Origin of the sequence: Mesorhizobium sp. M1E.F.Ca.ET.041.01.1.1 (assembly GCF_003997355.1) — a bacterium.
In the GTDB taxonomy this organism is placed as follows: Bacteria; Pseudomonadota; Alphaproteobacteria; order Rhizobiales; family Rhizobiaceae; genus Mesorhizobium.
This window is the reverse complement of record NZ_RZSL01000160.1, coordinates 1-11,356: the sequence shown is the minus strand read 5'-3', so window position 1 is coordinate 11,356 and position 11,356 is coordinate 1. Positions and strand designations below refer to the sequence as shown.

Genomic DNA, 11,356 nt, shown 5'->3' with positions numbered 1-11,356 from the left:
GAGCCGCATCGGGCGCAATCCTGATGATGCGGCTCGCCTGCGCCGGCGGAAAGGCCCAGCCGACGATGCCCCACGGCACCATCATTCCCATCAGCGCCGGGCCGGCGATGGAATGCGGCAGGAAGGTGGGGATCAGCGAGAATGTCGCCAGCATGGCCGCGCTCAGCGCCAAGGACCAGCAGACGGTGCGCGCAGCGCCGAAGCGGTCGGCTGCCTGGCCGCCGGCGATGTTGCCGATGACGGCGCCGACGCCGAAGGCGAGCAGCATGCCGGGCAGCGCAAGCGGGCTGAGACCGCCGCCCTCGATGGCCAAGGGCGCAATGAAGGCAAAGACCGCGAAGGCGCCGACCAGCGCCAGCACCGTCGTCGCGAGGATGGGCATCACGCCGGGACGGACCGCCGCCGCCAGCCGAGCCTTGAGCGGCAGCCTGGTGCCGACGATGCCGCGCGGCAGCCGCCACCACAGGATCGCGCCGGCCAGCGCGCCGAGCCCGGCAATGGCGAAGAAGGTGCCGCGCCAGCCGGCGATGGCCGCGACCAGCGCGCCGAGCGGCGCGCCGACCGCCACCGCCACCGTGGTGCCGCCGACGACGACCGCGATCGCGCGCGCCCGGTGATGGTCATCGACCAGCGCCACGGCCGTCCCTTGAGCGGTTGCCGCGAACAGGCCGGACGAGAGCGCCATGACGATGCGCGCGATGAGCAGCAACTCGAAGGACGAGCTCACCGCCGCGACGAGATTGCCGATCACGAAGAACACCAGCGTCCACAGGATGACGCGCCGCCGGTCCCATTCGCCGGTCAGCGTCGCCAGCACCGGCGCGCCGATCGCATAGGCGAGCGCGAAGGCGGTGATCAGCGAGCCGGCGAGCGGAACGGAGATGCCGGCATCCGAGGCAATGTCGGGAAGAAGGCTGGAGATGACGAAGCCTTCGGTCGAGATCGCGAACGATCCGAGCGCAAGCCAGTAGATCCGCTTGTCCATGAGGATGTGCCCTTAGTTCAAAAGTTATTGAACAATTGGACATGAAGGGGCATGATGTCAACCGAGCCAGGGGAAAATAGCTGAACCCTGCTGACAGCCCTGTGTCAGTACGGGGCTCGAAATGAAGATCTCATGTGACCCGGCATGACAAGGAGACGCGTTGAAGTTGGTTCCGTTTGTGCTTAATTCTCGGCCATGACCCTGCCCCACCCAACCGCCGACCAGATCAGCCTGCCGATCGTACTCGCCGTGCTCGGCGACCCGACCAGGCTTGCCATCGTGCGCTATCTCGCCAGCAAGGAAGGCGTGCCGATGAACTGCAGCAAGTTCCTCGACCTCGCCTCCAAGACCAATCTCAGCTACCACCTCGCCAAGCTGCGCGAGGCGGGTGTGACGCGTGCCGAAGTGGTCGGCACCAGCCGGCTGATCACGCTGCGCCGCGACGACCTCGACAAGCGCTTCCCCGGCCTGCTCGACAGCGTGATCGCGGCAGCCGGCGAGGACAAGGCGCTGCCCATGGTCGGCACCGCCGACAGCGAGATCGGCGCCTGATGCGCATTGCCGTCCTCGCCGACATCCACGGCAACGTGCTCGCCTTGGATGCCGTGCTCGACGATCTCGAGCGGCGCGGCGGCGCCGACCTCATCGTCAATCTCGGCGATTGCGTCTCCGGGCCTCTGTGGCCGCGCGAAACGATGGAACGGCTTGAAGCGCTCAACCTGCCGACCGTGCGAGGCAACCACGACCGCCGTGTCGCCGAGGACCCGGCCGGCGCGGAAATGTGGCCGTCCGACCGCTATGCGCGGGAGCGGCTGACCGCCGCCCGGCGCGAGGCGCTGTTTGCCTTGCCGCTCACGCTCGAGATCGCGCCGGGCGTCGTGGCTTTCCACGCCCGGCCCGACCATGACGAAAAGTATCTTGCGGACGCGATAGTCGACGGCCAACTGGTGCGCGCGCCGCTGGCTGCCATCAAGCGGCGGCTGAAGTCGCTCGACCCCGCCTGCCGGATCGCGCTCTGCGGCCATAGCCATCGAAACGAGCTCATCCGCATTCCGGGCGGGCCGGTCATCTTCAACCCCGGCAGCGTCGGTTGCCCTGCCTATGACGACGACACGCCTCCCGCGCATGTTTCCGAGCAAGGCAGCCCATATGCGCGCTATGGCATCATCGACCTGGATGAGGCTCGCCGCGCCGACCGCTTCGAGGCGATCGCCCTCGACTATGACCATGAAGCCGCCGCAAAGCAGGCCGAACAGGCGGGACGACAGGAATGGGCGCACGCGCTGCGGACCGGTTTCATGAAGGATTGAGGATGAGGCGCAAAGTTGCGCTCCGATCGACGCTGCTGATCGCCGCTCCTTTGCTCACGGCCGCCCTGCCGGCTTTGGCTCAGGAAGCGCCGGGCATGATCATTTCGATCGTCGGCGGCCTCGCGCCGGAAGATCTCCTCAACATCCGCGCCACCGCATCGCCGGGTGGGAAGGTGGAAGCCCGCCTGCCCAACGGCGCGGCCGTGAAGAATTACGGCTGCAAGCTCGTCAACAACTATCCCTGGTGCAAGGTCGAGGATACGCAGGACGCCCACATCACCGGATGGGCACCCGCCCGCTATCTCAGCCCCAACAACCCGGCGCCGGCACCTGAAGATGCCGCCGCGCCGGCGACCGAGGCCGCTGCGCCTCAGGAAGCCGTCGCGCCTCAGCGCTCCGAGGCGCCGACGCCGGACATCGCAGCGCGCCTGGGCGGCAACAAGCCGGCCGATCCGCCATCAGCGGCCGATATCGGCAGGACCGCCATGCAGGATGCCTATGGCCTCGCCTTCGCGGCCTCGGCACATGCTGAATCCGATGCCCCTGCCCCAGATGCCGCCGGCGGCATCCCCTGCGCGCGCCGTATCGGCCAGCCGATGACGCACTGCGAGATCAGCGTCGCGCGCAAGGGCGGCGACAGCACGGTGACCGTGACCTGGCCCGATGGCGGCACCCGCGTCATCAATTTCCATGGCGGCCAACCGGCGGGCTCTGACTCGCCGGACGCGTTCCGCTTCACCCGCGAGGGAACGCTCAACATGATCCGCGTCGGTGTTTCCGAGCGTTTCGAGATCACCGACGCGCTGGCACTCGGCGAGTAGGTTTCAGGGGAGTAAGGGAGTAGGGGAATAGGGGAGTATGTTTCACAGCACGCCCGAACCTATCCCTTACTCCCTTACTCCCTTACTCCCTTACTCCCTTACTCCCTTACTCCCTTACTCCCTTACTCCCTCATTTTCGGGGTTACATCCGCCAAAACTCTTCCCTATAAGGCCCTCCTAGCCTGATACCAGAATCGCAAGCACAACCGGCCGGGTCCTCCCCCCGCCCGGTTTTTCGTGCAAGCCGCTCGCCGAACGGAACCCGTAGACATGCCAAGACGCACCGACATCAAGTCGATCCTGATCATCGGGGCCGGCCCCATCGTCATCGGCCAGGCATGCGAGTTCGACTATTCCGGCACCCAGGCCTGCAAGGCGCTGAAGGAGGAAGGTTTCCGCGTCATCCTGGTCAACTCCAATCCAGCCACCATCATGACCGATCCGGAGCTGGCCGACGCCACCTATGTCGAGCCCATTACCCCCGAAGTGGTGGCCAAGATCATCGCCAAGGAGCGCCCCGATGCGCTGCTGCCGACCATGGGCGGCCAGACGGCGCTGAACACCGCGCTGTCGCTGCGCCGCATGGGCGTGCTCGACCGCTACAATGTCGAGATGATCGGCGCCGACGCTCATGCCATCGACAAGGCCGAGGACCGCGCGCTGTTCCGCCAGGCGATGAGCAAGATCGGCCTGGAAACGCCGCGCTCGATGCTGGCCAACGCCACCGACGTCAAGAACGCCGACCGCAAGACGCATGAGGCCGAGCGCGCGGCGCTCAAGGCGGAGAACCCCGAAAACCTCAATGCGGCACTTGACGCGCTGGAGACGCGCTGGAACCTCGGCGAGGGCGACCGCAAGCAGCGCTACATCAGCCACGCCATGGCGATCGCCGCGGAGGCGCTCGACCATGTCGGCCTGCCGGCCATCATCCGCCCGTCCTTCACCATGGGCGGCACCGGCGGCGGCATCGCCTACAACCGCGCCGAATTCTACGACATCGTCCAGTCCGGCCTCGACGCCTCGCCGACCACCGAGGTGCTGATCGAGGAGAGCGTGCTCGGCTGGAAGGAGTATGAGATGGAGGTCGTCCGCGACAAGGCGGACAACTGCATCATCATCTGCTCGATCGAGAACGTCGATCCGATGGGCGTGCACACCGGCGACTCGATCACCGTCGCCCCGGCGCTGACGCTGACCGACAAGGAATACCAGATGATGCGCAACGCCTCGATCGCGGTGCTGCGCGAGATCGGCGTCGAGACGGGCGGCTCCAACGTGCAGTTCGCCGTCAACCCGGCCGACGGCCGCCTGGTGGTGATCGAGATGAACCCGCGCGTCTCGCGCAGTTCCGCCTTGGCCTCGAAGGCAACCGGCTTCCCGATCGCCAAGGTCGCGGCAAAACTTGCCGTCGGCTACACGCTGGACGAGTTGGAGAACGACATCACCGGCGGCGCGACGCCGGCTTCCTTCGAACCGACCATCGACTATGTCGTGACGAAGATCCCGCGCTTTGCGTTCGAGAAATTCCCCGGCGCCGAGCCGGTGCTGACCACCGCCATGAAGTCGGTGGGCGAGGTGATGGCCATCGGCCGCACCTTCCAGGAATCGCTGCAGAAGGCGCTGCGTGGCCTTGAAACCGGCCTGACAGGACTGGACGAGATCGAGATCCCCGGCATCGGCCACGGGCCTACCGCCGCCAATCACGTCGACGACCGCAACGCGATCCGCGCAGCACTCGGTACGCCGACGCCCGACCGGCTGCGCATGGTGGCGCAGGCGATCCGCATGGGCACCTCGCTGGAAGACGTGCACGCCATGTGCAAGATCGACCCGTGGTTCCTCGAACAGATCGCCGGCATCATCGCCATGGAGGAGCGCGTGCGCGAGCATGGCCTGCCTGAGGACGCCGAGAATCTCCGCATGCTGAAGGCGATGGGTTTTTCGGATGCCCGCCTCGCCTCGCTGACGAAGACCGACGCCGAACACGTTCAGAACGCGCGCGAAAAACTCGACGTTCATCCGGTCTATAAGCGCATCGACACCTGCGCGGCCGAGTTCGCCTCACCGACCGCCTATATGTACTCGACCTACGAGGTGCCTTTCGCCGGCCAGCTCTCCAACGAGGCGCGCGTGTCGTCGCGCAAAAAGGTCGTCATCCTCGGCGGTGGCCCGAACCGCATCGGCCAGGGCATCGAGTTCGACTACTGCTGCTGCCACGCGGCGTTTGCGTTGCGCGACGCCGGCTACGAAGCGATCATGATCAACTGCAACCCGGAGACCGTGTCGACCGACTACGACACCTCCGACCGTCTCTATTTCGACCCGCTGACGGCGGAAGACGTGCTGGAGATCCTGCGTGCCGAGCAGTCCTCGGGCGAGCTTGTCGGCGTCATCGTCCAGTTCGGCGGCCAGACGCCGCTCAAGTTGGCCGACGCCCTGGAACAGGCCGGCATCCCGATCCTCGGCACCTCGCCGGACATGATCGACCTCGCGGAAGACCGCGACCGCTTCCAGAAGCTGTTGCACAAGCTCGGCCTCACCCAGCCCAAGAACGGCATCGCCTACTCCGTCGAGCAGGCGCGCCTCGTCGCCGCCGAGCTCGGCTTCCCGCTGGTGGTGCGCCCGTCCTATGTGCTGGGCGGCCGTGCCATGCAGATCATCCATGACGAGGGCATGCTGCAGACTTACCTGCTCGACACCGTGCCCGGCCTGGTGCCGGAGGACATCAAGCAGAAATACCCGGCCGACAAGACCGGCCAGATCAACACGCTGCTCGGCAAGAACCCACTTTTGTTCGACACCTATCTCAAGGGCGCCATCGAGGTCGACGTGGATTGCCTGTGCGACGGCAAGGACACCTTCGTTTCCGGCATCCTGGAGCATATCGAGGAGGCCGGCATCCATTCGGGCGACTCGGCCTGCTCGCTGCCGGTGCACGCGCTGCACCCGGACCTCGTCGACGAGCTGGAGCGGCAGACGGCAAGCCTCGCCCGCGCGCTCAATGTCGGCGGCCTGATGAACGTGCAGTACGCCATCCAGGACGGCACGGTCTATGTGCTGGAAGTGAACCCCCGCGCCTCGCGCACGGTGCCCTTCGTCGCCAAGACCATCGGCCGCCCGATCGCCAAGATCGCGGCCCGCATCATGGCCGGCGAGACGCTGGAAAACGCTTTCGCCCATTACGGCGCGATGCCGGACCCGCGCAATCCCGGCCACATCGCGGTCAAGGAAGCGGTGTTTCCCTTCGCCCGCTTCCCCGGCGTCGACATCCTGCTCGGACCGGAAATGCGCTCGACCGGCGAGGTCATGGGCCTCGACCGCGATTTTGCCCTGGCCTTCGCCAAGAGCCAGCTCGGGGCGGGTGTTGATCTCCCCCGCGCGGGCACGCTGTTCGTCTCGGTCCGCGACGAGGACAAGAAGGGCATCCTGCCGGCGGTCAAGCGCCTCGCCGGCCAGGGCTTCAAGGTGCTCGCCACCTCCGGCACCGCGCGCTTCCTCGCCGAAAACGGCGTGACGGCGGAAAAGATCAACAAGGTGCTCGAGGGCCGCCCGCACATCGAAGACGCCATCCGCAACCGCCAGGTCCAGATCGTCTTCAACACCACCGACGGCCAGAAGGCGGTGTCGGACTCGAAGTCGCTGCGGCGAGCAACGCTGATGCAGAAGGTGCCGTACTATACGACGCTGTCAGGCGCGGCGGCCGTGGCGGAGGCGATTGCTGCGCTACGGGCGGGGAGCCTGGAGGTGACGCCGCTGCAGGAGTATTTTGGGTGAGGCGCCTATCCTTCTCCCCTTGTGGGAGAAGGTGGATCGGCGCGAAGCGCCGAGACGGATGAGGGGTGCTCCAGCGGAGTGAGATGCTGGTGTTTTCTGGAACACCCCTCATCCGTCGCCTTCGGCGACACCTTCTCCCACAAGGGGAGAAGGGGGAGCGTTCCCTCACCCCTGCCCCGGATACGGCACCCCATCCTTGTGCAAAAACCGCCCATCCGAACTCGGGCTCATCATGTCGATGTCGGAGCAGGTGATGACATCGTCCGGATTGCGCGATCCGACTTCCAGGTAGCGCGCCGTGACTGAAGAGCGGTTGATCATGTGGTGGCCGTCGCCGCTGTTCTTGGCGAAGGCAGCACTATCGCCTGCCTTGAGCAGCGTTTCGCCGCCGTCCTCGACCAGCGTCAGCTCGCCCTCCAGCACATAGACGAGCTCATCCTCATGGCTGTGCCAGTGGCGCTGGCTCGACCAGCCGCCGGGTGGCAGCGTCATGAGGTTGACGCCGAAATCCTGCAAGCCGCCGGCGTCGCCCAGGCGCTGGCGCGTGCGTTCCGCACAGGGCTGATCGAAGGGTGTCGGGTAGCCCGAGCCCTTGCGGACGGGCACGGCGGATAGATCGATCTTGGGCATGGCCGATCCTTTCGGGCTCCCCCTTCTCCCCTTGTGGGAGAAGGTGGCCGAGCGAAGCTCGGTCGGATGAGGGGTGTTCCAGCTTGGCGATACGCCTGATTACAACCGTCTCATCGCCGCCGAGAAGGCACACAGTCGCCGCCGTCTCGTTCCTTCCAACACCCCTCATCCGTCTCGGTGCTGGCGCGCCGATCCACCTTCTCCCACAAGGGGAGAAGGCAAGGACTGCTTCACCTCTGATGCGCCACCGCCAGCTCCTTCACATGCTTCTCGTGCATCTTGAGCACCGGCAGCTCCTTCTTGGCGAATTCCTTCATCGCCGGGTCGTCGCCCGATTTCGCATAGGTGCTGAACAGCGCGACGGTATCCTTGTGCGCGTCGGTCTGCATCTTGATGTATTTGGCGTCGAAATCCTTGCCGCTCGCGCTCTTCAACTCGCCCAGCATCTGCTGTTCCTTGGGCTGCAGCCTTGGCCCGGCCGGCTTGATCGAAGCCGTCGTCTGGCCCTGGCTCATTGCCGCCTTGAAGTCATTGCCAGCCTTGGTGTGGTCCTCGATCATCTGCCTGGCGAAGTCCTTCACGTCGTCCGACGCCGACTTCTCCTCGGCCAGCTTGCTCGACTGGATCTCGAATTCGTTGGCGTTGGGCACGGTCGTGATGAAGGTCTGGGTGTCGATCTTGTCCTCGGTCACCATGGGGCCGACCGCATCGGGGCTGGTGTCGTCCGATTGGGCAAGGGCGGCCGGCGCGCCGGCAAGCAGCGCGACGGCGGTCGCGGTCAGAAGCGTTTTCATCTCAAATCTCCGATCAGCCCCTCGGATACCCAAACGCGGCATGAGCGCGCCGGTTGCGTGCTAACCTTTGACCCCGCCGGCGGTAAGACCCGAAACGATCTTGCGCTGGAAGATCAGCACCAGCACCACCAGCGGCACGGTGACGATGACCGACGCGGCCATGATGTTGCCCCAGGGAATCTCGAACTGCGAGCTGCCGGACAGCAGCGCGATCGCCACCGGCACGGTGCGCTGCGCGTTGTTGGAGGTGAAGGTCAGCGCGAACAGGAACTCGTTCCAGGCGCCGATGAAGGCGAGCATCCCCGTCGTCGCCAGCGCCGGCCACATCAGCGGCAGGAAGACTTGGCTGATGATGATCCAGGGCGTGGCGCCATCGAGGATCGCCGCTTCCTCGATCTCGACCGGCAGGTCGCGCACGAAAGTGGTGAGCACCCAGACGGTGAACGGCAAGGTGAAGATCATGTAGGAGAAGATCAGCGCGATGAGCGAATTGTAGAGGCCGGCCCAGCGGATCATCTCGAACAGACCGGCCAGCACCGCCACCTGCGGAAACATCGAGACCGACAGGATGGCGAGCATCAGCGCCGACCGGCCGCGGAAACGAATCCGCGCCAGCGAATAGGCGGCGGTGACGCCGAGCAGCAGCGAGATCAGAACGACCGCGCCCGAGACGATCAGCGAATTCACCAGGTTGCGCAGGAATGTGCCTTCGGTGAGCACATTCCGATAGTTGGCGAGACTGAGCGTCTTCGGCCACAAGCTCGCCTCGAACAGCTCGGTCCCCGATTTCAGGCTGGTGACGATGGCGTAATAGAACGGGAAGACGGCGATGAAGACGATTCCCGCCACCAGCAGGTAGAAGGCCGCGCGCTTCAGCATTGCCATCAGCGGCCTCCTTCCAGGCTTATCCGGGCGATGCGGATGTAGGAAATGGTGAGCAGCGCGAGGATCAGGAACAGCAGCGTCGAGGCGGCCGAGCCATAGGCGAACTTGTCGAACTCGAATAGGTTCTCGCGCGCGAACACCGACATCGACTTGGTCTGCACATTGTTGGGCGTCAGCACATAGATCAGGTCGAAGATGCGCAGCGCATCGAGCGCGCGGAAGATCACCGCCACCATCACCGCAGGGCGGATCAGCGGCAAGGTCACCCGCCAGAAGATCTGCCACGGATTGGCGCCGTCGAGCCTGGCGACCTCGAGGATCTCGCGCGGCAGCATCTGCAGCGCCGCAAGGATCAAGAGCGCCATGAACGGCGTCGTCTTCCAGATGTCGACGATCAGCACCGCCACCATCGCCGTGTCGGCGCTGGCGGTCCAGGCGATCTTGGCATGGATCAGGCCGAGGCCGAGCAGCACGACATTGATGATGCCGAACTGGTCGTTGAGCATCCATTGCCACATCTTGGCCGAGACGATCGTCGGGATCGCCCAGGGAATGAGGATCGCCGCCCTGACGATGCCGCGCCCACGGAACTCGGCGTTGAGCACCAGCGCCACGATCATGCCGAGGATCGTCTCGCAGGTCACCGAGATCGCCGTGAAGCGCACGGTGTTCCAGACGGCGCGCCACCACACCGGATCGACCAGCAGCCCGTCATATATGGTGCGGCCGCTCGGCATGCTGAGCACCGAGAAATAGTTGCCGAAGCCGACCCACTGGCGGGCGTCGAGATCGGACAGCGAGGCATCGGTGAAGCTGAAATAGACCGTGCGGATCAGCGGCCAGCCGGCGACGGCGGCAAGCACCACAAGCATCGGCGTGAGGAACAGCCAGGCCGAGCGTACGCGCTGACGCATCAGTTGCGAGGATGGACGCCGGGCGGTCACCTCGGCTTTCGCCGGCGCGGACCTGCCGGCGCTCGCTCTGCCGGCGACGACGCCGGAGCCTGCCCCCGCAGGCTCCGCGGTCACCAGCCGTTGCCCTTCAGCTTGGTCAGCGTCACTTCGAGATCAGCGAGATTGTCGACGGCGCTGCCTTCGCCCGACAAGGTCTTGTGCACGGCGGTCCAGAACTGGCTCGACGCCTCGTTGTATTTGACCTTGACCGCGGCGGACGGGCGCGGCGCCGCGTTGAGGAAGACCTCTTTCCAGCGCGGGATGATCGGCTGTTCCTTGGCGATGTCGGCATCGTCATAGAGCGCCTGGATGGTCGGCAGGTTGGACGTTCTCAGCGTCCGGTATTTCTGCATTTCGGGCGAGGCGATGAACTTGACCATATCGATCGCCGCGTCTGGGTTTTTCGAATATTTGGAGACGGCAAGATTCCAGCCGCCGAGCGTCGCGGCCGGCCGCGCGCCCTCGTCCGTGCCGGCCGGCAGCGGCGCCACGTCGAACTTGCCCTTGATCGGTGCGTCAGGGCCGTTGCCCAGCGCATAGGCATAGGGCCAGTTGCGCATGAAGACCGCATTGCCGGTCTGCCAGACGCCGCGCGATTCCTCTTCCTGGTAGGCGAGCACGCCGGGCGGCGCGATGGTGCCGATCCACCCCTTGGCCATGTCGAGCGCCGTCGCCGCCTTTGCATTGTTGATGGAGACGGTGCCGTCGGGCTCGATGATCTGGCCGCCGCCATTCGACATCACCCATTCGAGCGCGTCGCAGGTCAGCCCCTCATAGGCGTTGCCCTGGAAGACGAAGCCCCACATGTCCTTGTTGCCGGCGGCCCGCTCCTTGTCCATGACGAGCTTGGCGGTATCGGCCAGCTCCTTCCAGGTGGTCGGCACCTTGGCGCCGTATTTGTCGAGCAGGTCCTTGCGGTAGTAGAGCGCCGGCGCGTCGGTGAAGATCGGCAGCGCGATGAGCTTGCCGTTGACGGTCTGCGACTGGATGATCGACGGGAAATGCGCACCGACGACATCCTTGGTCGCCGCGGTCAGGTCGACGAGCTGGCTGGCGAGCTGCGGCGCCCAGATCACATCGGTCTGATAGACGTCGATGTCGGTGTTGCCGGCGGCGAGCCACAGCTTGTACTGGCCGAACTGGTCGGTCGTCGACGGCGGCATGACGACGATGTTGACCTTGTTGCCGCTCTTCTTCTCATACT

10 protein-coding genes are annotated in these 11,356 nt (G+C 65.4%); 4 read left to right on the top strand and 6 right to left on the bottom strand.

Features of this window, described 5'->3' with window-relative positions; genetic code table 11:
- On the bottom strand, positions 1-985 hold a 985-nt coding region (locus EOA38_RS15485), incomplete at its 3' end, for an MFS transporter (protein WP_145965973.1).
- A 195-nt stretch (positions 986-1,180) separates the two neighbouring features.
- On the opposite strand from EOA38_RS15485, the gene EOA38_RS15480 reads away from it, so the two are divergent.
- From EOA38_RS15480 to carB, 4 genes are all read left to right on the top strand, one after another.
- The gene (locus EOA38_RS15480; RefSeq protein ID WP_127299603.1) at positions 1,181-1,537 is read left to right on the top strand and encodes a helix-turn-helix transcriptional regulator; all 357 of its coding nucleotides are present in this window, start codon (positions 1,181-1,183) and stop codon (positions 1,535-1,537) included.
- Positions 1,537-2,295, top strand: coding sequence for a metallophosphoesterase family protein (locus tag EOA38_RS15475; protein WP_127299602.1), 759 nt, complete (start codon positions 1,537-1,539; stop codon positions 2,293-2,295). The genes EOA38_RS15480 and EOA38_RS15475 overlap by 1 nt, the downstream gene beginning before the upstream one ends.
- Positions 2,296-2,297: 2 nt before the next feature.
- Positions 2,298-3,116, top strand: a complete 819-nt coding sequence (locus EOA38_RS15470; RefSeq protein WP_127299601.1) for an SH3 domain-containing protein — start codon at positions 2,298-2,300, stop codon at positions 3,114-3,116.
- Positions 3,117-3,386: 270 nt separating this feature from the next.
- Entirely contained in the window at positions 3,387-6,890 is a 3,504-nt protein-coding gene (carB, locus tag EOA38_RS15465; protein ID WP_127299600.1) for a carbamoyl-phosphate synthase large subunit, read from the top strand.
- 165 nt (positions 6,891-7,055) lie between these two features.
- Here the strand turns inward: carB and EOA38_RS15455 are convergent, their stop codons facing one another.
- The 5 genes from EOA38_RS15455 to EOA38_RS15435 all read right to left on the bottom strand — a co-directional run.
- Positions 7,056-7,520 (bottom strand): cupin domain-containing protein, encoded by a 465-nt coding sequence (locus tag EOA38_RS15455; protein ID WP_127299598.1) that lies wholly within the window; start codon positions 7,518-7,520, stop codon positions 7,056-7,058.
- Positions 7,521-7,750: 230 nt separating this feature from the next.
- Positions 7,751-8,314 carry a DUF4142 domain-containing protein gene (locus tag EOA38_RS15450; protein WP_127299597.1) on the bottom strand — a complete coding sequence of 188 codons (564 nt, stop codon included), beginning with the start codon at positions 8,312-8,314 and terminating at the stop codon, positions 7,751-7,753.
- Between the two features lie 60 nt (positions 8,315-8,374).
- Positions 8,375-9,199: a carbohydrate ABC transporter permease gene (locus tag EOA38_RS15445; RefSeq protein WP_127299596.1), complete on the bottom strand. Its 825-nt coding sequence runs from the start codon at positions 9,197-9,199 to the stop codon at positions 8,375-8,377.
- Positions 9,199-10,113: a sugar ABC transporter permease gene (locus EOA38_RS15440; protein ID WP_127299604.1), complete on the bottom strand. Its 915-nt coding sequence runs from the start codon at positions 10,111-10,113 to the stop codon at positions 9,199-9,201. The genes EOA38_RS15445 and EOA38_RS15440 overlap by 1 nt, the downstream gene beginning before the upstream one ends.
- Positions 10,114-10,223: 110 nt before the next feature.
- Positions 10,224-11,356, bottom strand: a 1,133-nt coding sequence (locus EOA38_RS15435) for an ABC transporter substrate-binding protein (protein WP_145965972.1), incomplete at its 5' end; no start/stop codon positions are given.